Origin of the sequence: Paenibacillus aurantius, assembly GCF_032268605.1 — a bacterium.
GTDB classification, from domain to species: domain Bacteria; phylum Bacillota; class Bacilli; order Paenibacillales; family NBRC-103111; genus Paenibacillus_AO; species Paenibacillus_AO aurantius.
In genome coordinates, this window is record NZ_CP130318.1 from 5,585,029 (window position 1) to 5,611,665 (window position 26,637).

A 26,637-nucleotide genomic window follows, 5' to 3' on the forward strand; every position below is an offset into this window, starting at 1 on the left:
CTCACAACTCTCCTCTTCTCATGGGAAACGTAATCACGAAGCTCGTGCCCTCTCCCGGGGCGCTGTCGCAGGCCAGCTCCCCGCCGCCCTTCGCAACGATGCGGGCCACCAGACCGAGGCCGATGCCCCGGCCCTGGCCGCCCTTGGTGGAGAAGCCCGGCTCCAGCATCCGCCGCCTCGTCTCCTCGTCCATTCCCGCGCCGTTGTCCTCCACGAGCAGCGACAGCACCTCCTCGTCCTGCTCGATGCTGATTTCAACCCGCTTGGGCTCCCGGGACACCGCCTGCAGCGCGTCGAACGCATTCTCGATCAGGTTGCCCAAGATGAGCACGAAGTCGTGGCGGTCCATCTGCTCGGGGAACCGCTCCAGCCGGCTGCGGCGGTCCACCGCCACCTCGATGCCGAGTTCCCGGCCCCGGCCGATCTTGCCGAGAATGAGCCCGGACAGGCTGGGATCGTGGATACGGCCCGTCAGAAAACGGGTCAGTTCCTCCTGATGCTCCGCCGTCTCAAACAGATAATCGAGCGCCCTGTCCTGCCGGCCGAGCTGAAGGAGACCCGCAATGGTGTGCAGCTTGTTGCTGTGCTCGTGGTTCTGCACCCGCAGGGCATCGACGAATTCGCGCACCCCCGTCAGCTCCTCCGCCATCCGGGTCACCTCCGTCCGGTCCTGGAACACGGCGAGCGCCCCGACGGTCCGCCCGTTCAGCTTGACCGGAACGCGGCTCGTCCAGATCAGCGCTTCGCCGACGTGCAGCTCCTCGTTGTGCATCGGCTGCTCCTGCTTCAGAATATCCGAGAGGCGCATGCCGGGCACGACCTCCTCCGCCGGCCGTCCCAGCACATCCCCCGTTATGCCGAATAGCTGCTTCGCCTTCTCGTTGAAGATGGTCAGGATCCCCCGGCTGTCCATGGCGATGACCCCTTCGTTCATCGAATGAAAGGCAGCGGTCCGCTCCAGCAGAAGCCGGGCGATCTCCTGCGGCTCCAGATTCAGCATCTGCCTCTTAATGTGTTTGGCCAAATTCCACGATCCCCAAACACCGAACAGGAGAGACAGCAGCAGGGTAACATAAGCATAGCCCCGCTGCTTCCGGATCGTTTCGGCTAGCCCGGGGAGGACGCGTCCGGCGAGCACCACCCCGATCTGCTGGTGCTCCTCGTTCATGACCGGCACGAAAGCCTGCACCGCCGTCCCAAGCTCTCCCTTCGCCCGGGACGTATACGTATGCTCGGCGAAAGCGGCTTCCATGCCGGCCTCCTCCGCCTTCGTCCCGAGCCGCGCTTCCACCGGATGGGAGAAGCGGACCCGGTTCCTATCCAGCACGACGATGTACGTGGCGTCGTTGATGATGCGGATCCGCTCCACTACCGGATTCGCTGCCTTCCACCCTTCCGGCTCCGTCAAGTGCTGCCGGATCTCCGGAAGCTCCGCCACCGTCCGGCCGGTGATCAGGAGCCGGTCGGCGATGGCGTTCTCCTGCAGCCGGATCGTGCTGCCGAGCAGGATGATCCCGCCGAGCAGCAGGGAGAAGAGCACGATGCCGAAGGAGAGGAAGGTGATTTTCCATTGTATGCGCAGGTTGGTCAGCCTCATAGGGTCCCTTTCTACCTTCATCCTCATTCTGTTATTATTGTGGAACAAGCCGGCTTCATTCGCAACCTTTAAGAGAGGTGCCTATCTTGAAATCCATCGTTAGCCTGATCCTGTTCCTCGCGATCGGCCTGGCGGCCGCGCTCTTTGCCGGCTTCCGCCCCGATCTCTATTCCGCCCCGGCCCCCCATGACGACGAGCAGCAGGGGCTCGCGGACCGGATCATTATTAAATTCAGCATCTCCGTCGCCGAAAATACGCCCAAAGGCCTCGCCGCCCTCAAATTCGCTCAGCTCGCGAAGGAGAAAACAGACGGCCGCGTGGAAGTGCAGACGTTCCCGAACGGCACCCTGTACTCCGACACCGAGGAGATCCAGGCCATGATGAAGGGGGATCTGCAGATGATCGCCCCGGCCTTCTCCTACTTGAGCAATATCCTTCCGGCGTGGTACGCCATGGACCTGCCGTTCGCGCTCCCGAACCGGGAGGCCGTGGAGGAAGCGTTCAACGGGGAGATCGGAAAGCTGCTGTTCCGCACGCTCGAGAGCCGTGACATGAAAGGAATGGCCTTCTGGAGCAACGGCTTCAAGCAGATCACCGGTCCCCGCGAGCTGATCCGCCCCGAGGATTTTAACGGCCTGCGAATTAGAATCATCCCCAGCCGGGTGCTGGAGGCCGAATACCAGCTCCTCGGCGCCAAAACCACGCCGCTCAACTTCAACGAGGTGTACCGGAACCTCGAATCGGGCGGCGTGAACGGCCAGGAGAACACGTTCTCGAATATTTATACGAAGAGGCTGTATCAGGTGCAGAGCCACATGACGATCAGCAACCACGGGTATTTGGGCTATGCCGTCATCATCAACCGCCCTTTCTGGAACAAGCTCCCGGCGGACATCCAGGAGAAGCTCGCCGAAGCCATGGACGAAACCACCCGCTGGATGACCGCGAATTCGGATGCCATGAACGCGGCCCAGCTCGAGCAGATGAAAGCCATTTCCAACATGCAGATCCACGAGCTTACCTCTGAGGAACGCCGGGAATGGATCCGTGTGCTCGAGCCGGTATACGAACGGTTCCGCAAGGAAATCGGCGGCGACCTGACCGACCGGATGCTGGAGCTTCGGGATAAATACATCGGGAAAACGGATTAGGAACACCTGGAGACCATAAAGACCAAAACGAACAGTATGACCGCAACATTGTGAAAATTCCGTGACGTGCCTAAACTAAGTTTACCGGCGCTTGTGAAGCGCTTACAAGTCAAACTTGGAGAGGTGCATCCATGAGAATCAACTTCCGGAACCTGACGGTTCAGGTCATTACCGCTATTCTGCTCGGCATTGTGGTCGGCCATTTCTTCCCGGCCTTCGGCACCAGCCTGAAGGTGCTTGGAGACGTTTTCGTAAAGATGATCAAGATGGTCATCCCCCCTATCGTGTTCTTTACCATCGTGACCGGCATCGCCGGAATGGGCAGCCTGAAGAAGGTCGGCCGGATCGGCGGCAAAGCGCTTCTGTATTTTGAAATCGTTACCACCGCCGCTCTTGCCATCGGCCTGCTGGTGGTCAATATCATCAAGCCGGGCGCCGGTCTCGATGTCAGCCACGCCACCAAGGGAAGCATCACGCAGTATACGAAAGCCGCCGCCGAATCCAGCCACGGCCTCGTGGATTTCCTGGTCGGGATCGTCCCGGACAACATTATCGGCGCGATGGCCAAGGGCGAGCTGCTCCCGATTCTGTTCTTCTCCGTCCTGTTCGGGCTGGCGCTCGCCGCCATGGGGAATTCCGCCAAGCCGCTTTACACGTTTTTTGAGAAAATGTCCCATGTTTTCTTCAACATCGTCAACATGATCATGAAGGTTTCCCCGGTCGCCGCCTTCGGGGCCATGTCCTACACGATCGGCAAATTCGGCATCGGGTCGCTCTTCTCTCTCGGCAAGCTGATGGGCTCCGTCTATCTGACGATGTTCCTGTTCATTATTATCGTACTGGGCACCATCGCCCGGATCTTCGGCTTCTCCATCTTCAGCTTCCTGCGTTTCATCAAGGATGAGATTCTGCTGGTGCTCGGCACCTCTTCTTCCGAGTCGGCCCTGCCGCGGATGATGGAGCGCATGGAAAAATACGGCTGCAGCAAGCCGGTTGTCGGCCTCGTCATCCCCACCGGCTACTCGTTCAACCTGGACGGCACGTCAATCTACCTGTCCATGGCCGCCATGTTCATCGCGCAGGCTTACGGCATCGACCTATCCATCTGGCAGCAGATAACCCTGCTCGGCATTCTGATGCTGACGTCCAAAGGGGCCGCCGGGGTAACCGGCTCCGGCTTCATCACCCTGGCCGCGACCCTCGCCGCCTTCCCGATGATTCCGGTGGAAGGCATCGCCCTCCTGCTCGGGGTGGACCGCTTCATGTCCGAAGCCCGCGCCATCACGAACCTGATCGGCAACGGGGTGGCCACTGTCGTGGTCGCCAAAATGGAAGGCGAATTCGACCCGAACCGGGAGTCCGCTTCCGTTCCCGCTCTCGAGGAAGAGGAGGAGGACGAACGGGCGGTGGCCGGCATGAGCCCGAGCAAGGCGTAACGCAGAACTCGGTTCCAAAGCAAAGATAGATAGAACAAGTGAACAAGGGGTTTCCCCACAAAAAAAGGACCTCAGCCACATTCTGTGGAGGTTGAGGTCCTTTTCTGTATCTTCCTAGCGCCAATCCACTGTCTGGAACGTTCCGGTCAGGGAAGACTCCCGGGCCTTCAAGCAGACCAGTGCGCTGAGCAGGCCGGAATTCATGTCTGAGCTGGAGCGGGCTTCGCCGCGCATGACCTTGAGGAAGTTATCCGCGAGCACCTGGTCCCCGCCAAAGTGGGCCTCGCTGCCGTCCATCCGGTATACTTCCGTGTGCGGGCTGTGGTGCGGGAATACTTTGATCTCATCGGTGTAGAAGTCGAACTCCAGCGTCCCTTTGTACCCAAGCAGCCGGGCTCCCCGAGAGGCTGCCTTGCGCCGCGCGAAGAAGTTTTGCGAATACGACACATGCATGCCCGACTCGTACCGGATCAGAGCGCTGCCCGAATCCTCGTTGCCCGTGTCCACGGCAAAAGCGCAGTATTCGCCCGCCGGAGTGGTGTCTTCGCTGCGAACGACGCCGTAAGTGCTCTCCTTGCACGTAAGCTTCTCCTCGCAATCGGCGCACTTTAAGCCGGCCGGCTTGTCGCCGCGGAAAATCTGCTTGGACACCATGGCGCATACGTCCGTCGGATGCCCGCCGATGAGATGCTGGAGATAGTCGAAGTCATGGGTTGCCTTCTGCAGAAACAGCCCGCCCGTTTCGTTCTCGTCCCGGTACCAGTGGTGGTAATAGACCCCGCCGTACGGCACATTGTTCACCGCCTGGACATGCTCCACCGTCCCGATCTTCCCGGAGTCGAGAATCTCTTTCACGAGGCTTACCATCGGGGTTACCCGCAGCGGGAACGACACCACCACCTCGGCGGGATAGCGGTCGTAAGCTTGCTTCAGCAGCTTCAGGTCCTCCAGTGTGGTGGCCACCGGCTTCTCCAGGAAGAGCGGAATGCCGCTTGACAGGACCTCGGCCGCCAGCCGGGCGTGAAGCGAGCATCTTGTGCCGATGAGCACCCCGTCAGGCTTTACCCTCTCCTTCATTTCGGCGAAGGTGTCATAGAATTCAGGAAGCCGATCCTCGCGCTCCGTCATCGCCTGCTTAATCGCTTCGTTCTGCACATCGACAATGGCGGCAAGCTCCAGGGTCGGATCCTGCACGATCAGCTCGCGGATCACGTTGCGGATACGGCGCCCGTAACCAATGACAGCTATTTTCATCAAAGAGGCCTCTTTTCTGATCATGGTATTATGCCTGTTACATACTTGTATTATAAAACAGGGGCTCTTCCTTGACAATCCGTTTGGCAAGACCCCTTTTGAGGGGGCCAACGGCTTCGGGAGATGGCACGGCTTTGACCTTTGTCCGGCTCCCCGCCTTCGGAGTTAGGACGGCTTTGGTCTTTATCCGGCTCCCCGCCTTCGGGGATTGGACGGTTTCGGCCTTTGTCCGGCTCCCCGTCTCCCCCGTTTTTTTGTAAAATCCGGAGAATGTACTACACTAGAGGAAGAACCATACCCTACCCAAGGAGGATTTCCATGACCTTTGCCGAGAACCTGGAAAAATACGCCGAGCTGGCCGTCCGCATCGGCTGCAACATCCAGCCGGGCCAGTCGCTGTGGATCAACGGCCCGATCGACTCCGCCGACCTCATCCGCCTGATCACCCGCAAGGCGTATGAAGCCGGCGCCAAGAATGTGCAGGTTGAATGGTACGACCAAGCCGTCAACCGCCTGAAGTACGACCTCGCGCCGGAAGAGGCGTTCGGGGAATACCCCGCCTGGCGGGCCCGGGCCCTCGAGCAGGAAGCCGAGAAGAACGGTGCGTACCTGTACATCGAGTCGAACGACCCGGAGCTTATGAAGGGAGTCGATCCCAAGCGGCTGTCGGCCTTCTCCAAGGCGGCGGGGGCCGAGCTTGTGAAATGGCGCGAATACATGGGCTCTTACCGGATGACCTGGTGCATCATCGGCGCTCCCTCTGTCGGGTGGGCCCGAAAGGTGTATCCCGATAAAGAGGACTCAGAAGCGGTCCAGGCGCTGTGGGAGGCTATCTTCCGGGCGACCCGTGCGGATCAGGACGATCCGGTCGCCCTATGGCGCGAACATAATGCGAAGCTTCGAGCCAAGCGTGAGCAGTTGACGGCGAAGCAGTACCGCAAGCTGCACTACCGTGCTCCCGGGACGGAGCTGACCGTAGCGCTTCCCGAGCGTCACCTGTGGAGGGGAGGCTCCGTGGCGAACACCCGGGCCGGCTTTGAGTTCAACCCGAACGTACCGACGGAGGAAGTATTCGTCTCGCCGCACCGGGACGGAACCAACGGCGTCGTGCACAGCACCAAGCCGCTCAGCTACCAGGGCAGCCTCATCGAAAACTTCTCACTCACCTTTGAGAACGGCCGCGTGGTGGATTTCCAGGCCGAGAAGGGCTACGAGAACCTCAAGAACCTCGTCGAGCTGGACGAAGGCTCGCATTATTTAGGAGAGATCGCGCTCGTGCCGCACGATTCCCCAATCTCTAACTCCAAGCAGCTGTTCTTCAACACGCTGTATGACGAGAATGCCTCCAACCACCTGGCCCTCGGCCGCGCCTTCCCGACCACCCTGGAGGGCGGCGAAGACCTGTCGCCGGAGGAGCAGCTGGCGGCGGGGCTCAACACGAGTCTCACGCACGTCGATTTCATGATCGGCTCCGCCGAGATGGACATCGACGGCGAGCTGGCGGACGGCACAATCGAGCCGATCTTCCGCAAGGGCAACTGGGCGTTTTGAGGCAGACGGCCGGGTCCTCCTGAGCGCGCTGTTATGCCCTGCAGGAAGCCGGGCGTACCGGCAGGCCTGGGGCGTGCACGTCGGGCCGTGCCGGAGCGAGTGCACGCCGCTTCTTCGCGCAGGAGGGCCGGTTTGCATGCCCGTTGACCGGCCGCTTGGGAGTTCGGCGGTCTGACGTCGCCCCCTGGTCCTAAGCGTTTCTCAAGGCGGGCCGGTAATTTTCTCGGCCCTGCCTGAGGCTGCCTCCCGCCAACGAATCGTGGTAACCTTATACCGCGCCAAAAAGGCCCTCTGCAAGTTTAACGAATCGTCATGGCGCTATTAGTCCGATTTCGCTCTCTTTTTACAAGGGCGAGGCCGTGTAGCGTTACAGCGATTCGTTAGAATAAGCGGAGGGTCCTTTTAGGCTTAATAAGCACCCTGGGATTCGTTAGCGGTCCAGTTGAAGAACCGAGGTGGGAGGGAGACAGAGATTCCCTAGTATCCTCTGGACCGGGAGCCTTCCTGAGAGATCAAGCTTATGGCCTCTTGGAGGGTCACTACCATCTCTGTCATCTTATCCATATCCTTCAATCGGACCTTCCCAAGGTTTTCTTCCTCTTCTCCTAGGAGAAGGACATACCGGATTCCATCCGAGGAAGCCGTGGCCAGGGATTTTTTTAATTTACGTTTGGTGGTGTCCAGCCTTGTTCGAATCCCATTAGACCGTAGAGCAGCTGCGATTCGCAGGCACTCGGTAACCGTTTCGCCGATGGGGATGATAACCGCTGATGCAACCGGTACAGAAACAGGACGATCCTTCAGCATTTCCATGATTGATTCCATTCCAAACGAAAGGCCTGCTGTAGGATAAGAAAGATCCTCCCGGCCGATCAGCTGTCCGATGATGGCATCATACCGGCCCCCACCGCCTAAACTGGACGGAAACGTACGGGACGCATCAAAGATTTCATAAACCGTACCCGTGTAAAACGACAAGCCCCGTGACAAGAACGGATCAAACCGGCACATCGGCTCCAGCCCCAATTTCCGAATGATCTCCTGAAGGGATCGGACCTCCTGCGCTCCTGGTTTGGCTTGGATACCGTAGGCTCGGGATACGTCCTCAAACGCAGGGTTCCCCCCTTCCAATAGCTCGGTCATAGCCTGTATGACTTTAGCAGGCAGCCCTTTTCCAATAAGCTCAAGGAGCACTCCTTCTTTACCAATCTTCTCCAGCTTATCGAGGGTAAGCATGACCGACAGCCGCTTATCCGACGGCACCCCCATGACTTCAAGGATATCCCCCAGGAAGCGTCTGTTGTTCCATCTGAGTGTGACCGGAATGTCCAGCCTTCTGAATACCTCAACGGCTATCTGCATTAACTCCGCCTCGGCAACCGGTCCCGCCATACCGACGATATCCACATCACACTGGATAAATTCGCGCAGCCGCCCTCTTTTCACAGGTCCATCCCGAAAAACCTTTCCCATTTCGTATCTCTTATAAGGAAATTCTATACCGGGATTTAAAGCGATCACCTTGGCAAAAGGAATCGTAAGGTCGTAACGGAGTCCAAGCCGGCGCTTCCCTTGATCGGTCAGCTGATACATTTCGTTCTGTATCTCTTCTCCGCCTGCATACTTGGAGGTCAGCAGCTCAAGTTCGTTTAGGATCGTAGAATCCATGCCTTCAAAATCATAAAGCTCAAACACCTCTTGAAGGATAGACTGGACTTTTCGTCTAAGTGCTTGCTCTTTACCGATAAAATCGTAGGTTCCCTTTACGTTTTGCACAACGATCATTCCCTTCTTTTATGGGCATAAACAAAAAACGCGCCGGACCTCTTGGTCCTGCGCGTTTGGTATGCCGCAGGGAGGCCAACGCGAATGGCGTTAGCCCTCCCTGATAAATGACAGGGGTGCTAACGCTGATTGTGATGATGAAGTTGATTCAGCCTATAGGGTTTCATGGCTCAAGTCACCTTCCGTACAAAGTAGAACGATTATAACGAATCCCTTTGGCAAAGGCAAGAAGCTTTTGGTATTCCCCGCGTTTTGCCGTGGAATCTTCCCCTGGTCTCTCCATTGGTCTTTCCACTACCGTCATTCCAAAGCCGTGGGCAAATGATTCTGGTACATTTCTAAACCATTGGTAAATTGTTTAAGGACGGCTAGCGTTCGGGAATTCGGGCTAACGTAGATAGTAGGATAATCGATTTCTCCGAAAGGAGGACGGATGGGAAAAGCCAGCTGCTCTTCCCCGAGCGAGAATTGAGCGTTAACCCCTTCCTTATTCCCCCGTGCATCCAACCGCACCCATCTATTTAATGAGCTTAAAAATACAGCGTTTAAAGCATGAAGGGCATATCCCGTTTCGGGCGTTTCCCCCAAGGTCAGCCTCTGGTAACAGAACCCCGCCGGAATCCCTTTACTCCTTAACAGAGCACATAACAATAAGGATTTGGCGTAACAGATCCCCTCTTGAAAGCGGAGCACGTCGGAGGCCGTGCTGGTAACACGCGTACTTTGAATATCCCAGGAGTGGGAAATCCGATCGCGGACAAACTCGAAAACGGCTTGAACAAAGGCGACTTCATTTGAGGAGCGGCAGCTTAATTCCTCTGCTTTTTCTCTAATGCCGGCATGGGAGTAATCGACCTCCTCGGTCTCGGCCAGATAGTCGGTTACCTTATCCGATTCCAGGATTAAGTTCATAGCGTCCGTTCTCCTTTTTAATAGGATTTTCCGATGGGAGAAAGCCTCTGAAGGGACTCGAAGGATAGCAGTAATTATACATAGGCGTGAATAAATATTCAATCAAGAGAAGCCGTGACCAATGAGAAAAGAAAGCCTCCCCGCCCCTCACTCCACAAAAAAAGCCGACGGGACCTTCCCGCCGGTTTTGGTTATGTTCAGGCTCAGCTCCTAAGCCGGCCCCGCCCGATCCATTTCGCGAGCAGAAAAGCGGCCAGGATGATCGCGAGTCCGATGAATATCGTTTTGAGATACCGCTCCACGAGCAGGAAAACCTGCTGCCACCGGTCGCCGAAGCCATACCCGATGGAGAAAAATGCCGTCACCCAAAGGAACGTGCCGGTATACGCATACATCAGCACGGTCTTGAACGGAATACGGAGGATGCCGATGAAATACCCGATAAACTGCCGCACCCCCGGAAGGAAGAAGGCGATCAGCAGCAGGTTGTCTCCATATTTATCATAATACCGGCGTGTCTTCTCGACAAAGGACGGCTTGATGGACAGCCATCTGCCGTATTTCTCGATCAGAGGCATGCCGAGTTTGTATCCGGCGAGGTACGTAATGGTAACCCCGAGCCAGCTCCCGGCCAGCGCCAGGACAAAAGCACACAGTCCATCCAGCACCCCTTTATAGGCCAGATATCCCGTATAGGTCAGGGTACTGTTCCCCGGCGGTATGGGAGACGCGATAAAGTCCAGCGGCAGCCCGAACAGAAGCACGAGATACCCGTATTGTTCAAACATATGCTCCAGCATGTCCAGCAGCTTCATAACGGCCCCCATCTGTCCGACTTGTTCTCTATCTTTACCCGCGGGCCCTCCCATTATATCATCCTAAACGGCTCCTGCGAAAATATGGAATGGCCGCACGGTCCATGGGAGCCGCCGGGCACAAGGATAACCGGAAGAGCGGCTGATGCAGCTTGCCCTTGCCCTGGCCTTTCCCGCTGGTATCCTCCGGCTTTCTCTGACCTCTACCCTCCCTGTATTGTACCAGAGAATTTTTGGCAAAGCCTTACGGCTTCCTTAGGTTTTCCTTACGTTATGGTCACCTTGGCCTTCTTCCTCGTAACGCTCCCGCAAAGCTTCCAGCCTGCGCTTCAGGCTGGCAACCGCCTCGGCAGGGGCAAGGATCCGGGCCTCCGGCCCAAGCTGCCAGATCTTGTCGACATAGAATTCCAGATCCGCCACCGGGACCGAAACCAAAGCCTCCCCGCTCCCGTCTTCCTTCCGGCTTATAGAAGGACCGAACCGGTTATCGGACAGGAGCAGCCAGACGCCCTTCGCGGAGAGCTCGAGCTTAAGGGTCACTTGCTCCAAGTGATCCTTGACGGGCTTATCGAGCAGGGTCAGCCGGTCCACGTCCTCGCGCCAAGGAACGGCTTCAGTCAGAGCCGCGGTGAGGATCCGGTCCGCCCGGAATTGGCGGACGTCCCCTCGTGTGTGGCAGTAGGCGGGGCAGTACCAGTAGCCGGAGCTGGCGTAGAGGCCGATGGGCTGGATGGTGCGCTCGGACTCGCCGCTGGCGGAAGTGTAACGGATAACGGCGGCCCGGCGCCGCATCACGGCCTGCAAGAGCGTCTCCAGTACCTCCCGGGCCATGGGGCGGTATGGGCTCCAGATGGAGACCTTGTGCCGAAGCCGGTCCACCCCTTCCTTCACATCCCCGGGAAGGTAATGGTAGAACTTGGCCAAGGCGGTATGCGCCCCATCGCCAAAGGGCAGCGACCCGTAGTGCTCCAGCGCCTGGCAGGCATAATACATGGCGACGGCTTCCCCTTCGGAGAAGGAGATCGGCGGTAACAGCCGCTCCTTCAGAAGCTTGTACCCGCCTCCCCTTCCCTGCACGGAATAGAGCGGAACCCCGAGCCCGCTAAGCTCCTCCAGGTCCCTCGTTATGGTCCGGGTGGAAACATGGAATTCGTCCGCCAGCTCCCCCACGGTAAAGGACTTCCGAGCGTTAACCCTCATCATGAGCTGGATGAGACGCTGGGCTTTGTTCATCCCTTCTCCCCCTTTTGATCTGGTTCCCATTCGCTGGTTCTATTCGCTAGTGTATCCGTTAAATAAGACAGAAATTGACTTATTTCCATGGTACGTTAAAAGGGAGAGTAAGCCAAGAACAAGACCAAGCATACGGAGGAGATCAACATGAAGGAAAGGAAGCAAGAAGAAGGGGAGTACGGGCTGGTGTTTGTCCACGGAGCGGGGCTTCGCAGCGAGGTTTGGGAGGGGGTGGTGAAGAACCTGGGCCTGCCCTATCTGCTGGCCGACCTTCCCCGCCGTAACGAACCGGTAGAGGCAAGAGGGGAGCTGACCCTGGAGGATTATGCGGCATCTCTAAGGGAACAGATCCGGGCTTGGCCGGTGCCGAGGGTGGTGCTGGTTGCTCATTCGTTAGGAGGAGTGGTAGCACTCCGGGCGGCTTCGGGGCTGGAGGACCGTTTGGCCGGATTCGCCGCCGTCGGAGCCGCCATCCCGCGGGACGGCGGGTCTTTCGTGTCGGCCCTGCCTTGGCCGAAGAGGCTTATCCTCTCCGTAGTCCTTAAGAAAATGGGCACGCGCCCGCCGGAATCCATGATCCGGGCGGGGTTGTGCAGTGACCTGGCCCCCGAGCAGGCATCGAAGGTGGTCAAGGCCTTCGTGCCGGAGGCGGTCCGGGCTTATACGGACCGGTGCGAGGCGGCGGTGCCGTCCGTGCCGCGGCTGTACATGAAGCTGACCAAGGACAAGGAGTTCAGCTCCTCCCTGCAGGACCGGATGATCCGCCATCTTCAGCCTAATCGGGTGGCGGAGCTGGCCACGGGGCATTTGCCGATGCTAAGCGACCCGGACGGCCTCCGCCGGGTGCTTGAACACTTTCTTGCCGAGGAGGTGATGCCGTCCGGAGTCTTAGCTTAACGCGGAATCCGGGGGCACGTTTAACTCGTTGCTTCCACCACTAGGCTGCCGAACAGCCTGTCACCGACATAGACCATCACCCGCCATTTTCCCGGCTTCGGAAAAGTTAAGTAAGAGGTGATGGTCCGATCCGCTCCCAGCACCCCCCCTCCCAGTCGACCGACGGAGAATTGAGGAGTGAGAAGGGAATCACCCATACGGACAGCCACAACCCGGCACTCTCCCTTCAACTCCTCATCGGTTCCCCAGAAGTACCACAGCGCTTTGTTGCTTCTCCCTACGGCAAAGGGCTGCCTATCCTGTATTCCCTCTTGGCTGGCATAGGGACCGACAAGCAGGCCGAGCCTGCCTTCTTCGCCTGCCAAGACATAATGATGGGCCATGCCGTCGTTGCCGGTATAGGGGAGATCAAAAGTCGGGCTGAGGGTCCAAGGGGAATCGGCAACGGTTACCACGGCATCGCCATACTTGGCTCCTTCGACCTCTATTTCCAGTTTCCATTTTCCGCTTAATGGAAGATCCCACTCTGCCGTAAATCCCTCCAGGCTCGAGTGGCCCGCGGTTGGCTCAGTAATTGTCCTAGCCGGCAGCACGTTCAGGCGGGTACCCGATTTCAGATGGTAGGCCTGAATCGCGATCGTTTTATCCCGGAAGGCCTCGAACGGTGCCGTAAAGCGGATCCTATACCCGTAATTTTTCCCGGTGGAAAGCCCAGGGTCCGGGAAGACCGTAAACAATGTCTCTCCTTGAACGGAATATTCTGATCTTACCTTCCATTCGGGATCTTCTAACGCCAGCTCTTCTTGGTTCAGACTCTTAAATAAAGGCAGGGCAAGGAAGACACCTGCCGCCAACAGACAGATGACTAGTACAGCGACGGCGCCAGCGAAGGGCAAACTCGTCCTCCGTTTGGTTCCTGCCTTCAGGCGGACCTGCCGCTTTAAAGATTCGCCGAACCGGGGTTCCTGGAAGGGAGACTTCTCCAGTGCCTGGTTCCATTCTGTCCAACGTTCCATCGTCATTCCCTTCCTTTCTCCTTATCTAATATGGCTTCCAGTTTGCGTCTTGCCCGGTAAAGCCTGGTTTTGACCGTAGCCTCCGGAATGCCGAGCAGTTCAGCCATTTCCTTCCCGTTAAGCTGGTAATGAACATGCAGCAGCAGAATTTCACGGAACCTAAGAGGGATCTGCATGACCGCCTGCCAGATATGACGGGTATCCGCCCGATCGAACATCTCGGCTTCTGCGGAGCGGGTATGTCCCCCGGGAATGACGTAGTCGACCAGAATAACCTTTCGCAGAAAGGCACTTCGTTTCACCTTCAACACTTTGTTCCGGGTTATGGTCAGCAGCCAACTTTTTATGCTGCAATCGCCGCGGAACCGGAACAGGTTATGATAAACCGATAAGAATACTTCCTGCGAAAGATCATCCGCCATATCCGGCCGGCGTGTCAGAAAATAGGCAAAATTCCAGACATCATTCCCATAGGAGTTCATCAGCTCCTCCAGGATGGCGTCTTTGTCGTGATCCGGCGCTTGCGCCAGATACCGTAGATAGCTGGACTCCACATAATCACCTCAGACATTAGACCCCTTTCCCTTCCAGAAGTTCCCGTTTATCATAAAAAAAGGTCGTCTCTCCGCCGCCGCGGGAAACGACCCTCTTTATATGGGTGGTGCCTGTATCCTCTTTGGACTCCGCTTAGATCCGGTAACCGAGCCGCTTCGCCAGCCGGGCTAGTCCGCCGAGGGCAACCTTCTGGACCACGCGGGGCGGTCCCGCCAGGTAGCCGTCGATGCACTCCCAAGCCAGGCCGAGCCACAAAGGATTAACCGGGATCCCTTTCCGGTTGACCTTTCCTTCGCATTCCAGCTTGTGCACGAGTTGGAACATCTCCCAATGGCGGCCCGGCGGGCGGATTTCATGCAGGGCGACGAGGCGTTCCCCGCTCACGTTCCAGAACTGGTGAATCTGCTTCGGGGGAATGACCAGTTCCTCCCCTTCCTCCAAGAATCGTTCTTCGCCGTCAAGGACGAACCTCATCCGCCCCTCCCGGACCCGAAAGGTCTCTTGAAGAACGGGATGCCAATGGGGGCCGTTCATGGCCCCTTGCTTTAAGATGGTATGTTCGATGCGCAGATAGGGGCCTTGCCCGTCGGTGCCTTTTTCCAGCAGGATTACCGTTCGGCCGTCGGGATGAACAAGGGTTGGGTTGCTCAAGGGATTCACCTCGCGATGGAAATGGGAGCTAACGTCAATCGTATATCCCTATGCTACCATAGCCTTCCGGGGAATTAACCCATTTTCTTACAAAACGGGATCGGCCAAGTCTACCACTCCTCCTTGCAGCTTGGCCCTTGCCCTAAATCCGATACGACCAAACGGAACCGCCGTCGTCGTTTTCGAAGTCCGCCCGAACCAAAAGAAAATGGCGCGGACCAGGTCCGCGCCATTTCCAAAGTCGTTAGTTCCCAGCCGTTTTCTCCCTGTCCTCCACAGGCTCTTGGTTCGATCAATTTCCCAATAAGATACTGTTGATATCGGTCTGCGTCAGGGCACGGCTGTACACCCGCACATCGTCAAGCGAACCGGTAAAGAGCTCGTAGACTCCCTTATGCCCGCCAAGTGTAAAGGGATCTGCACTAGTCCCGTTCAGAGAGGTACATGCTGCAATGTTCAATGTCGTTCCAGTTGCTGTGCCGCAATAACCGCTTGCAGGATACAACGTTTGAGCGGTGCCGTCGACGTAGATCTGAAGCGTCTGGGCCGTGCGGTCGACCACGGCGGCGACGTGATGCCAGTTATCGTCTCCGTATCCTCCTGCCGTTCCAACGAGTGCCGCTCCGGCTTGAGAGCCGCCAGCTCCCAGACCGAACGATACCTGGCCGCCCTCGTACCAGAGGAAATAGCCGTTGGAATTTCCCCAATTGCCCTTGGACACCATCCGCTTATGGGTTCCTGTCGAATCGGTTCGGAACCAAGCCGCCAAGCTGAAGCTGCGGGTTCCCATATTAAGGGCATCGGGCCTGCTCATCACGCTGTAGCTTTTAACGCCGTTAAAGCTTAACGCCTTACCGAACTTTCCTGCCGTCCAGTCTGTGTCCAAGAGGGCGGCCGCCGAACTGTTGCCGCTTGCTTCAGCCGCTGCCGGGGTGTTGCCTTCCTCAAACTTCCACTGTCCCACAAGCCCGTTAAAGCTGCTGAGCTTGGTAACCTCGGCATCGGTTAGCGCCCGGTTATAGAGTCTTACTTCATCCAAGGAGCCGGAGAAGAATTCATTGGTGCCGTTATAGCTGCCCAGCATCAGGGAATCCCCGCTGGTCGCATTTAAAGAATTGCAGCCGGATAGATTGAGCGTTGTCCCGCTCGCCGTCCCGCAGTAACCGTTGCCGGAGGCAAGCGTTCTAGCCGTCCCGTCGATGTATAGTTTGATCGTCTGGGCAGCTCGATCTACCACCGCGGTGGCCTGGTGCCACTGCCCGTCATTAAAGCCGCCCGGGGTAGCAACGAGCACCGTATTCCCCTGCACTCCATTGGACCCCAGGCTGAAGACTACCTTTCCGGCTTCATGCCAGAGGAAGTAACCGGCCGTGTTGCCCCAATTGCCCTTGGTAATCATACGTTGATGGATTCCCGTAGAGAGGGTCTTGAACCACAGCCCCACGCTGAAGCTGCCCGTTCCCATGTTTGCTTGACCGGCGCCGCCCATGGAGACATAGCTGTTGACCCCATTAAAGTCGAGACGGCCGCCGATTTTGCCGCCATCCCCCACCCAAGCCGCATTCGAAACGCTGGCGGGCGCGGTCCGGTTATTCGTATCATCCTCCGCAGACGTTCCCCCGCCTTCGTCCAGCTTCCAGCGCCCGGTAAGGCTCATGACATCGCTGATTTCGGATGTGCTCAGTGCTCGGCTGTACACCCGGACGTCGTCCAGCGAACCGTTGTAATATTCGGCTCCCCCATTATAGCTGCCTATGGTGAACGGATCGTTGCTGGAGGCCACCATAAAAGGACAACCGGAAATGTCCATCGCGGTTCCGTTCACGGTTCCACAGAATCCGCTGAACTTGGTCAGGGTACGCGGGGTTCCGTCGACGTAGATCTGTACGGTTTGCGCGCGCCGGTCGACGACGGCTGCGGCATGATGCCAATTGCCGTCATTGAAGCCGCCCGGCGTCTCCACGACGGTTGCATTCGCCGCTTCGCTGTTTGCCCCGACACCCAGCGCAATCTTTCCTGCATTATTCCACATAAAATAGCCGCCGGTATTGCTGGAATGCCCTTTGGATATCATTCTCTGCCCCGAGCCCGTGGAGGTGCTTTTGAACCAGGTTGCCAAAGTAAAGCTGTTTCGGTCCTGATTCAGAATTTGGGCATTGCCCACATTCACGGAGCCGGCTCCGCTGAAGCTTAATCCTCCGCCAATCTTGCCTGTAGTCCAGGCTGCCCCGGAGAGGGAGCCGTTGTTGAAGCTGCCCGAATAATCGCTTACGGCCGTGCCGCTGCCGTTGTCCATCGTCCAATGGCCGACCAGATCGGCGGTTCCGGGAACGGTAACCAGCACTTCAGAGCTCGGTCCGGACAAATTCCCCGCTGCATCCCGGGCACGAACGACCAAATGGTAAGTACTTCCCGGGACGAGTCCCTGGACGACCGCGCTAAGTCCGGTGGTAGCCGCCAATACCGTAGATCCGTTATCGACTTCATAACCGGTCACCCCGACATTATCGCTGGAGCTTCCCCAGCTGACGGTCACGCTGGGCCCCGCCCCGACGGCACTTACACTGACGCCGCCGGGAGCGCTCGGGGCCTGGGTGTCCGAAGGAGGCGTAACAGGCGGCAGCAGATGCCGGTAGGCCGGTTCCAGCCCCGCGTTGTTAATGATAGAGGCGGGCATCGCCGAGACCGGCAGGTTCATCACGTTGCCAAGAGCCATGTCCGACGCGGTTTGAAACTTGTAGCTGTTGTCTTGGTCGAAGAAATTGTGTCGAATGACATTGCAGCAGGGCTGACTCCAGAAATCGATCGTATTGTAATCGAGGCTGGCGGATGCATAAGCCACATTGTTCTTGACCGTAAATCCAGCCGTCCAAATGTCCAAATAAATTTGGCCGAAGTTGTTATGGTTATCGTAGAACACGTTTCCGATTAACGTGGAATTGGGCTCCACCCCGCTGATGCCGTTCTGGGTACCGTTGGTGTCGAATCCTCCTCCGTCCCGAATATTGTTCATGTAGTCAAACACCTTGTTGTAATTGAACCGGTTTCCTGTGGTCGCGGAAGGAGGCTGATTGGAATATTGATAATTGGTCGCAATCCCCCCGCGGGGAAGGTGGGCGATGACGTTATGCTCCACCGTTGTGTTCTGGGTAATGGCGTTCCAGATTCCGTAAGCCCCCGGGTATTCTTTTCCGATGTCATGGATGTAATTGTTTTTTACCTCGTTACCGGTGACTAGTTGGGCGGCGCTTGGATAGGTGGTCACCACGTTTCCGATCTGGATCCCGTTACCCGATATATCGAGAAATTCACTTCCGACAACGGAGTTGAACCGGCTTCCTTCGTCAAGCGTCAGACCGGCGCCCCCCAAATATTTAAAAGTAGTCCCCTCGAACAGAAGATTCTGCCCCGCATAGAAAGAGACGGCGGCAAGCTCCTGCGATTCGGGCCCCGTCGTGTTGTTATACTTGTTATAGCTTGTTTCCGGGAACCCCTGAGAGCTATTCGGCCCGAGCCAAGTTCCGTAGGCGAACGTCAGGCCTTTAAACTGAATATGGTGAATCGGAGCGGTCAGCGTGCCGTCCCCCCGCACAAGCTGCTCAAGTCTCGGGGCAATGACCGAGGCGGTCGCAAGGTTCTGCCCGGCTCTCGGCTTGTAATAGAGCACGTGAGCTCCAGCCGCGGCCCGGTCCAGATAGAACTGCCCGCTCTGGGTCAGCGCCTTGTAGTGATTCTCGATCTGCGTGGGCAGGCTGAGGTTGCCGCCTCTCGCCGATTTGGTCAGATCGAAGCAAGGCTGTGCCATCGTGATCGTGGTGGAGCTCGCATTTCCGGTGATGGAAGCTACCGGGCACCTCGGCTCCGCCCATAACCAGTTGCCGACGCCGTCCCCGTCATGATAAACCATTTCGATATCCGCAGCGTTGGCCCATGTTTGCAGAGAGAGGTCGGTCGTCGTATAGCCGGTTGACGTCTTGGTTACCGTACCGGGAATGCCCGAATTGGTCCTGGCCCGATAAGCCCGCACCCCATCCACGTACAATTGCCTTGTCTCCAGGCTGCCCACATTAGCCTTCCAAATGTTGTTCGCGCTGTCGTGCAGGGTCCATCCGGTAATGCTCTGACCCCCGCTTAAGACGGGGACCTCTTGAGACGGCGTTCCGTAGTTATTCGCCTGGTAGATGATGTTGTGCCCGTTCTTCCCCGAATCCCCTTGGGAAGGAGAGAAGACAAGCGTTTGGGACAAGGTATAGGTACCCCCGAGCAGATTGACGATGATATCGTCGCTCATGGAGGCGCTTACCGTTCTCACCTTGGCCTGCACCCCCGTTAGCGAGCAAGGGGATGCTTGCGAGCAAGTCGAACCGCTGCCCGTAGGAGAGGCATAGTATACCGTCGGTGCAGCTTGAGCGATTTCGGGCTGTACCATTCCGAAGGAACCGATCATACCGGTAATCAGCAGAAGAGTCGCGGCAATGGACATTCGTTTCTTACCCTTCACAACATACACTCCTTTTATAATAGGACGTGGCCCTTCCTCTCTTCCTTCCCTCTCCCATCCGCAGCTTGAAGAATCACCCCCTTTTCACTCTTCGTTCCCTCTTACTCCTTGACGCTGCCCAAAACAATTCCCTTAATGAAAAACCGCTGCAAGAACGGATAAACCATCAGAATAGGCAGTGACCCAAGAAAGATTTGGGCGGCTTTGGCGGTTCGGTCTGAAATTTCCGTAAGGCTTTTATAATCCTCCGCCTTGATGTTAGTTAAATCAATGCGGATAAGAATCCCTTGAAGATAAGTCGACAAAGGATAATGATCGGGTGTCTTCATCAGAATCATTCCGTCAAACCAAGAGTTCCAATGGCCAACGATCGAGAACAACCCCAGCGTCGCGAGAGCCGGCAGCGAAAGCGGAGCATAAATTCGCCATAGAATGGTATAATGGCTCGCCCCGTCGATCGAGGCGCATTCCTCCAGCTCTTTCGGAAGTCCGCGGAAAAAATTGACCAAGAGGATGACGCTGTATACCGGCACCGCGCCCGGCAGGACAAGCGCCCAAATCGTGTCCATGATCCCGGTCCATTTGATCGTCATATACCAGGGCACCAGCCCCCCGTTAAAGAGCATGGTGAAGACAAAGATCCAGGCATAGGCCGTCCGGAACCGGAAAGCGCGTGTCTCTTTAGAAAGCGGATAAGCCAAAAGCAGCGTCATCAGCATGTTCAGCGTCACACCTAAAGCCACGCGCTCCAAAGTAACGCCGATGGAACGCATAAAGGCCGGTTTCTGCATAATAAAGTTATAAGAGCTTGTATTAAATCCTACCGGCCAGAACTTGACCATGCCCGCCGCCGCCGCACTGCTGTTACTGAATGAAACGGCAAGCACATGAACCAGGGGCAGAATGCAGCCGATCGAGATGGTGAGGAGAAAAATAAGGTTTACAACGCTGAAAAGGCGATAACCCTTTCCATTTCCATACATGATGCATTCCCCATTCTAGAAAATCCGGTAATTGGCAAAGCGGTAAGCCAGGACATAAGACAATGAAATCATGACGAAGCTCACTATCGATTTAAAAAGACCGATGGCGGTCGCCACGCTGTACTGGGCCTGCTCCAGACCCGTCCGAAAGACGAGAGTATCGATAATATCGCCGCTTTGGTAGACGGAAGGACTATATAAGTTGAATACCTGATCAAACCCCGCATTCAGCACGTTGCCCAAGCTTAGTGTCGCAAGCAGAATCACAATCGGAAGAATACCGGGAAGGGTTACATACAGCGTCTGCTTCCAGCGGTTTGCCCCGTCGATGACCGCCGCCTCGTAAAGCGACGGATTGATGCTGGTTAGCGCAGCCAGATAAACAATGGTACTGAAGCCGAACTCCTTCCAGACATCCGTGACGACAAGGGTAAGGGGGAACCAGCGATTATCTCCCAGGAAATAAATCGGTTCGAATCCGAAGAATTGGACGATTTGATTCACGATCCCGACGGAAGGGGATAAGATATCGATCAAGATGCCGCCGAGTATGATCCAGGAAAGGAAGTGAGGCAGGTAAATCAAAGTCTGCATTCCCCTTTTCAGCCAATCCTTGCGCACTTCATTCAGCAGCAGGGCGACCACGATCGGCACCAACTGTCCCGCCACGATCTTGAGCGAAGCGATATAGACGGTGTTCCATAAGACACGAAGGGAGTTAGGCATATCCCAGACGTATTGAAAATGCTTCAGCCCTACCCAAGGATTGTCAAAAAACGGGCGGGCCGGCAGGAATTTCTGGAAAGCCATGGCTAAACCGAAGAAGGGGACGTAACTGTAAAGAAGAATCAGCAGCAAACCCGGAAAGATCATCAGGTGCAAAGGAATCTCTCTGCGCCATGTTTTCCTGCTCATTTCTTCGCACCTCCTTATAGATAGAGGTAAGAAGCCGCATCAGAAGCAGCTTCTTACCTCCCAAGTCAAGGTAACTCCTGCTTTATTGCTTGGTCTTCCACTCGTTAACTTCTTTGGTGATCTGATCCCCGCCAAGCTTTTTCCAATCCTCCACGAACTTGTCGAACTCATCAATCGAAGCCGCACCCATGATGATTTTCGTAAACGTCTCCTTAAGCAGCGTATCCAGCGTGCTGCCCTTCTCCCCCATGGCTTGCGTCGGGGAGCCGAAAAATTCGCTGCGGCGGATGAGGTTGTTTTTCACGTAGTAATCAATGATTTTGAAGGAGCCGTCCAAACCGTAAATATTCTCATTGAACCATTTCTTGTTATCGCCTTTCTCATAAGCCATGATGTCGTTGTATACCCCGAGTTCCACAGGGGTCAAAGAGGAAGGGTCTTTGGCCTTAAGGGCAGCGGCTACGTGCGTGTAAACGCCCATGTTCTTGGTAATGGGTTCTCCGGCAATAATGGCATGTTTGAAGGTCTCTATGCCTTCCTGCCGCGGGTCAGGCTTCTCTTGAGAAGGCGGGCTGTTAAAGCTCTCTTCCATCCATAGGTTAAGCATTTTGACGGCCGCTTCCGGATGCTCGGCATTCTTCCGGACTACATAATATTGAGCAACCGAGAAGGGGACCTGTGCATCGCTTGGTTTGCCGTCAACAGAAGGAAGCGGATAGGCATGCCACTCCATATTGGGATCCAGATTCTTTCCGTCCTGCAGCGGCCAAGCCGGGGTCCAATAGAGACCGTAGTACATACCGATTTTGCCGCTGGTCACCATCTCGGCGATTTTGGCTCCGTCCTTCGTGCCGAATTCCTTATCGATCTGCTTGGCTTTGTACAATTTCTGCAGTTCGCCCAAGGCCGTTTTCATTTCCGGTTGGATATTGCTGTTCACAAGCTTGCCGGAAGCATCCTTGAGCCAGACATTATAGTAAGCATGGTATCCGTTGAGAAACCCTTCGAAGCCCGGAAAGCCTCCGTTCAAATCTTTGGAAAGGGCCAGTCCGAACGTGTCGGCCTTTCCGTCTCCATCCGGGTTTTTATTGGTGAAGGCCTCGGAGATGGCCAGAACATCCGCCATCGTCTTCGGTTCCGGAAGATTCAATTTCTTGAGCCAGTCCGTTCTCACCCAGAGCATCGGCACTTCATCGATATCGGAACCGATCCGCGGGATAGCGAGAAGCTTTCCGCCGAATGTAGCCGATTTAAGCGCCGTTCCGCCGTCTTCGTTCATCGTTTTCTTGACGAACGGGGTGGCATATTTATCGAAAACACTGGTCAAATCCGCGATCTGACCGGCCTCCGCCAATTGCTTTAACTGTTGAGCGTTGACCGTCACAATATCCGCCAAATCATTGCTGGCGATGGCCACGTTGAGCTTCTGGTAATATTGATCGATAGGACCCTGCAATGTCCACAAATACTTGATTTTGATGCCTAGCTTTTCTTCATATTTCTTGGACCAAAGGTTGTTGTCCGAACTATCGCCCGGTGCGAACTTCGTATTATCATCATAGGGACGAATATCCGTCACCACGATCGGCGGATCGTATTTACCGGTCGGCGCCGGCTGGGCAGAAGCCGTGCCGGCCGGCGGGCTCGACGTATTCGGTTTTGCCGACGATGCGGTATCGCCCGGAGCTTTACTGCAGGCTGCGAGAACGGATGCCATCATCATCGTCACGGCAAGCCATTTTGCAGGTTGGATCTTATTCATTCCACGTACCCCCTACGGTTTGTCGGGAAGCGACGTCTCTCCCCATGACTTGATTATAGCGGTCCGATGAAAGCGCTATCCATCAGACGTTTTAAACTTTGATTGACTTATCTAAACCTTTCCCGGCCGCTAACCGTTAAAAAAGCCGTACGGGGCGGGAAGGCTCCGAACGGCTCTCTCGATAAGCTTTTTGCTGGTTATTTGCGGACATGCTCCCGGTACTCTTGCGGGGTAAAGGCCGTCGTCTTCTTGAACAGCCGTATGAAATAGGCAGCCGATTCGAATCCGACCTTATGCGCGACATCCTGCACCTTCTCGTCCGTCTCCTTGAGCCGTCTCTTAGCTTCCGTTAACCGGGCCGACATGATCGTGTCGGTCAGTCCGTCCCCGGTGAGCTGTTTATATAAACGGGACAGATAGATGGGATTTAAGGATACGACCTCTCCCAGGCGAGTCATGGATAAATCTCCCCCCAGATTCTGATCGATGTACTGGTGAATCTTCAGGATCAGACTGCGTCCGTGCTGGCTGGCGGCGTTTTCCTTCAGACGGATGATCTCATCCCCCATTTCCGCCATTCGTTCGATCAATCCCTCCCAATCCTCGGGTGAGTTGTGGTTCCATTGCCGAATGGAATCATACTCTCCGTAGGGAGCAACCGAAAGGCCTTCGTTCATCGCAAAGGTCAGAATCATGGAGGTGAGCTGAAAGGATGCCACGGTACGGAAGCCGGAATCGGACGCAGCCGCCGGATGCTCCGCCATCTCCGCCAATCTGCTCCGAAACTCGGCCCGTGCCCCGCTTACCAGACAGAGCTCCAGCTGTTCGACCTGCTTCCGGATCCACTTGGTATGGTGCTCGGTCGAAGCTTTAGCAGCCGGTGAGAACTCTTCGTCGGTCAAGAGCCATTCCTGCCCCAAGCCAAAGCTTCTTCGCATGATCCTTTGCAATCGTTCCGCCCGGTCGGAAAGCTGCGGCCAAGGGAAGAACTCACTCGCTAGCGCAAAGGACAGCTTCAGTTTTAAGAGCTCCCCGCAGGTTTGCTGAATTCGTTCCGTCGCTCCATACACGAAGCGAAACAGTCTCCGGTAACTGTCCCCGTCCTGTGCGCTAGAGGCAAACGGTTGAATAAACCAGGCCAGTTTCGATTTCTCATAAGGGAAAGACAGGGACAGCACGGAGGAGGAATAATATTCGTGTGCGATGTTTTGAACCGCATAGAGAAGAAGCGCTTTGTCGGAATGGCTCTTTTCGGCCCATTCGTCGACCTTGGCCATAATCAGCAATACAGGGAGCCGAGTGTTGAAATCCAAATGGAGCTCGGCCATCTGCTCCTGCAAGGCAACCTTTGGACTCGCCTCCCCCCTCACGAGATCGAACATGAACTCCTTCTGCATGAACGGCAGGGCGGCCTGCAGCTGCTGCCTTGCTTTCAAGAGCTCGCTTCCCGTCTCGAATTCCTGCTCCAGCTCGGTCAAGGCCTTGCCCACGGCAGCCAATATAGCGCGATCCCCCTCCGTTTTCAGAATATAATCGAATGCCCGGTGGCGAATCGCTTCTTTCACGTAGTCAAAATCATGGTGACCGGTCAAGAACAGGATCTTGCATCGGGGCCACTCCTGAATAATGCTTTTCTGCAGCTCAAGACCATCCATGCCCGGCATACAAATGTCCGTCAAGACGATGTCAATGACCGTTCTTTGCAGCAAATCAAGCGCCTCGGCCGCGGAGTTGGCTTTATAGACCTCCAGATCCGGAAAGCCTGCCTCTTTGATCATTCCGGTGAGACCATTTACAATGAACAGCTCGTCATCGACGACGAGTAGACGACGCATCGCTCATTCCTCCTTTGGGACCGGCTCGCCGGCAGGAATGGTCAGATCGACCTTCATCCCGCCGAGCGGACTTCTTGAAAGTTGTAATCCATACCCTTCTCCGAATTTCAAACGCAGTCGAAGGTGGACATTAAGAAGGCCCGTCTTCTCCGTCCGATCCTGCCAAGTGGACTCCAGCTTCCGCTTAAGCATAAGCAGATCGGCATCGTCCAACGATTCCCCGTTATCTTCTACGGAGATCCGGATGTCCCCACCCGGCAAAGCTTCAAGCGCCATGAAGACGATTCCCCCGGATGTCTTGGACTTCAGTCCGTGCTGGTAGGCATTCTCGACTAAAGGCTGCAGGGTCAATCGAGGGATCCGAACGTTCTCCGTTCGCTGGGCATCACGTTTCAATCTGGCTTCCATCCGGCTGGAGAAGCGCATTTGTTGAATTTCCAGATAGGCTGCGGTATGGTTCCATTCCTCGTCCAAAGGAGCATCATCCGAGGAATTACGGGTTATGTATAGAAAATAGTCGCCCAGGTGCTGCGTGGCTTTGACCACGTTATCCACGTCGTAGCTCTCCGCCATGCGATGAACCATAAAATAGGTATTGTACAAAAAATGAGGATTAATCTGCGATTGCAGCTGTTTAAGCTCTGATCGCTGAGCCATGATTCGGGACTCGTAAACCTCCTGGATGGATTGATGCAGCTTGTGAACCATGCTGTTGAACTGTCCGTACAGGTATTGAAATTCATCATAGTTTCGATGCTGAATGGAAATGCTCAGATCGCCTTTCTCTACCTTATGGAAGGCGCGGACCATTTGGCGCAGCGGATAATGAATGAGACGGTAAATCCAATAAGAGAATGCGCTTACAACCGCCAAAGACAAGCCAAAAAGAATCCAAAACCACATTCGGTATTTGGTAAGGGGCCCCAAAATCTGATCTTTGGGAATATACAGGACGAGATCCATATTCAAAAGCTTGGACCGCTGGAACGTAACATAATAAATGCGGTTATCGATGGTAAGGGTGCCTTGGCCGAAGCTGTCCGGCAGCCGCTGCTGCTTAACGAACCGTTTCACCTCGGACTGAACGCCATCGTCCCGACCGCTCCACAGGGTCCATTCTTCCTTCTCGTTAAAGAGGATAGAGCCTTCCCCCGGCCCGTTCGTTATACTTCTCAAGAAGGCTTGAAGCCCGGATTGGCTCAACTCGGCTTGCAGAATATAAATGGGGGGCTTGGTAGAATACGCGGGATCCGGATAAAACGAGTTGATCAGAAGCTTGCCATGCCAATAAGCGACAGGAGACAGCTGACTGCGCTTCAGCTCCTGAAGCTCCGATACCTCCTGGCCTGTCATTCCGGCCTCGTAATTCAAGGATAAGATGGTGGTCGCGATTTCAGGAAAATAAGCCTTGGCTTCCGCTACGTACAGGTTGGAGTTTTTCATTACCCAGAGCTTGTTTTGTACTCTTTTTTGTAAAAGCAGGATATCGTAGTACGGCAAGATGGGGGAGTTCGTTCCCAGCTTCATGACGTCGTCATCCAGCACGTACTGCTGGTGTAGCCGGATAATCCGTTCCGTCTCGGTTTCCAGCGAGCCCATGTTCGCTTGAACGCGCATCTGCATGGAACTTAGGATCTTCTCCCGGACGCTCTCCGTCCCCATCCGGTTCATCTGCAGGCTTACGAGGAAGATCGGCACGATGACAAGCAGGAACGTAAGCAGTAATTTAGGAAAAATGGTCATCTTTCGCAGGATCGGTTCAAGCCGCATGTCCGCCTTCCTTTCCAC

Annotated in this window: 19 protein-coding genes; 4 read left to right on the forward strand and 15 right to left on the reverse strand. The window is 55.8% G+C overall.

Annotated elements, in window-relative coordinates; genetic code table 11:
- Position 1 precedes the first annotated feature (1 nt).
- Positions 2 to 1,597: an ATP-binding protein gene (locus MJA45_RS25195; RefSeq protein WP_315604651.1), complete on the reverse strand. Its 1,596-nt coding sequence runs from the start codon at positions 1,595 to 1,597 to the stop codon at positions 2 to 4.
- A gap of 77 nt (positions 1,598 to 1,674) precedes the next feature.
- Between MJA45_RS25195 and MJA45_RS25200 the strand changes: the two genes are divergently transcribed.
- Positions 1,675 to 2,748 (forward strand): DctP family TRAP transporter solute-binding subunit, encoded by a 1,074-nt coding sequence (locus MJA45_RS25200; protein WP_407083079.1) that lies wholly within the window; start codon positions 1,675 to 1,677, stop codon positions 2,746 to 2,748.
- 131 nt (positions 2,749 to 2,879) lie between these two features.
- Positions 2,880 to 4,184 (forward strand): dicarboxylate/amino acid:cation symporter, encoded by a 1,305-nt coding sequence (locus MJA45_RS25205; RefSeq protein WP_315604653.1) that lies wholly within the window; start codon positions 2,880 to 2,882, stop codon positions 4,182 to 4,184.
- Positions 4,185 to 4,298: 114 nt separating this feature from the next.
- Here the strand turns inward: MJA45_RS25205 and MJA45_RS25210 are convergent, their stop codons facing one another.
- Positions 4,299 to 5,438: a Gfo/Idh/MocA family protein gene (locus MJA45_RS25210; RefSeq protein ID WP_315604654.1), complete on the reverse strand. Its 1,140-nt coding sequence runs from the start codon at positions 5,436 to 5,438 to the stop codon at positions 4,299 to 4,301.
- Positions 5,439 to 5,756: 318 nt separating this feature from the next.
- Here MJA45_RS25210 and MJA45_RS25215 point away from each other — a divergent pair, with 318 nt between their 5' ends.
- Positions 5,757 to 6,989: an aminopeptidase gene (locus MJA45_RS25215; RefSeq protein WP_315604655.1), complete on the forward strand. Its 1,233-nt coding sequence runs from the start codon at positions 5,757 to 5,759 to the stop codon at positions 6,987 to 6,989.
- Positions 6,990 to 7,466: 477 nt separating this feature from the next.
- On the opposite strand, the gene MJA45_RS25220 is transcribed toward MJA45_RS25215, so the two are convergent.
- The 4 genes from MJA45_RS25220 to MJA45_RS25235 form a co-directional block, all read right to left on the reverse strand.
- A complete protein-coding gene (locus MJA45_RS25220) occupies positions 7,467 to 8,774 on the reverse strand; it encodes a histidine--tRNA ligase (protein WP_315604656.1) in 1,308 nt (435 codons plus the stop codon).
- Positions 8,775 to 9,074: 300 nt separating this feature from the next.
- The gene (locus MJA45_RS25225; protein ID WP_315608101.1) at positions 9,075 to 9,686 is read right to left on the reverse strand and encodes a transglutaminase-like domain-containing protein; all 612 of its coding nucleotides are present in this window, start codon (positions 9,684 to 9,686) and stop codon (positions 9,075 to 9,077) included.
- Between the two features lie 203 nt (positions 9,687 to 9,889).
- On the reverse strand, positions 9,890 to 10,513 hold the full coding sequence (locus MJA45_RS25230; RefSeq protein WP_407083080.1) for a DedA family protein: 624 nt from the start codon (positions 10,511 to 10,513) through the stop codon (positions 9,890 to 9,892).
- 243 nt (positions 10,514 to 10,756) lie between these two features.
- Complete coding sequence (locus tag MJA45_RS25235; protein WP_315604657.1) at positions 10,757 to 11,734, reverse strand: helix-turn-helix transcriptional regulator; 978 nt, start codon at positions 11,732 to 11,734, stop codon at positions 10,757 to 10,759.
- A 147-nt stretch (positions 11,735 to 11,881) separates the two neighbouring features.
- Here MJA45_RS25235 and MJA45_RS25240 point away from each other — a divergent pair, with 147 nt between their 5' ends.
- Complete coding sequence (locus MJA45_RS25240) at positions 11,882 to 12,631, forward strand: alpha/beta fold hydrolase (RefSeq protein WP_315604658.1); 750 nt, start codon at positions 11,882 to 11,884, stop codon at positions 12,629 to 12,631.
- A 20-nt stretch (positions 12,632 to 12,651) separates the two neighbouring features.
- Here MJA45_RS25240 and MJA45_RS25245 read toward each other — a convergent pair whose 3' ends face one another.
- The 9 genes from MJA45_RS25245 to MJA45_RS25285 form a co-directional block, all read right to left on the reverse strand.
- On the reverse strand, positions 12,652 to 13,647 hold the full coding sequence (locus MJA45_RS25245) for a hypothetical protein (protein WP_315604659.1): 996 nt from the start codon (positions 13,645 to 13,647) through the stop codon (positions 12,652 to 12,654).
- A gap of 2 nt (positions 13,648 to 13,649) precedes the next feature.
- Positions 13,650 to 14,201, reverse strand: a complete 552-nt coding sequence (locus tag MJA45_RS25250) for an RNA polymerase sigma factor (RefSeq protein ID WP_315604660.1) — start codon at positions 14,199 to 14,201, stop codon at positions 13,650 to 13,652.
- Positions 14,202 to 14,334: 133 nt separating this feature from the next.
- Complete coding sequence (locus MJA45_RS25255; RefSeq protein WP_315604661.1) at positions 14,335 to 14,853, reverse strand: cupin domain-containing protein; 519 nt, start codon at positions 14,851 to 14,853, stop codon at positions 14,335 to 14,337.
- 292 nt (positions 14,854 to 15,145) lie between these two features.
- Entirely contained in the window at positions 15,146 to 19,354 is a 4,209-nt protein-coding gene (locus tag MJA45_RS25260) for a LamG-like jellyroll fold domain-containing protein (RefSeq protein ID WP_315604662.1), read from the reverse strand.
- A gap of 101 nt (positions 19,355 to 19,455) precedes the next feature.
- Positions 19,456 to 20,337: a carbohydrate ABC transporter permease gene (locus MJA45_RS25265; protein WP_315604663.1), complete on the reverse strand. Its 882-nt coding sequence runs from the start codon at positions 20,335 to 20,337 to the stop codon at positions 19,456 to 19,458.
- A 15-nt stretch (positions 20,338 to 20,352) separates the two neighbouring features.
- On the reverse strand, positions 20,353 to 21,252 hold the full coding sequence (locus MJA45_RS25270) for an ABC transporter permease (protein ID WP_315604664.1): 900 nt from the start codon (positions 21,250 to 21,252) through the stop codon (positions 20,353 to 20,355).
- A gap of 82 nt (positions 21,253 to 21,334) precedes the next feature.
- A complete protein-coding gene (locus MJA45_RS25275; protein WP_315604665.1) occupies positions 21,335 to 23,014 on the reverse strand; it encodes an extracellular solute-binding protein in 1,680 nt (559 codons plus the stop codon).
- 197 nt (positions 23,015 to 23,211) lie between these two features.
- Positions 23,212 to 24,849: a response regulator transcription factor gene (locus MJA45_RS25280; RefSeq protein WP_315604666.1), complete on the reverse strand. Its 1,638-nt coding sequence runs from the start codon at positions 24,847 to 24,849 to the stop codon at positions 23,212 to 23,214.
- A gap of 3 nt (positions 24,850 to 24,852) precedes the next feature.
- Complete coding sequence (locus MJA45_RS25285) at positions 24,853 to 26,592, reverse strand: sensor histidine kinase (protein WP_315604667.1); 1,740 nt, start codon at positions 26,590 to 26,592, stop codon at positions 24,853 to 24,855.
- Positions 26,593 to 26,637 lie beyond the last annotated feature (45 nt).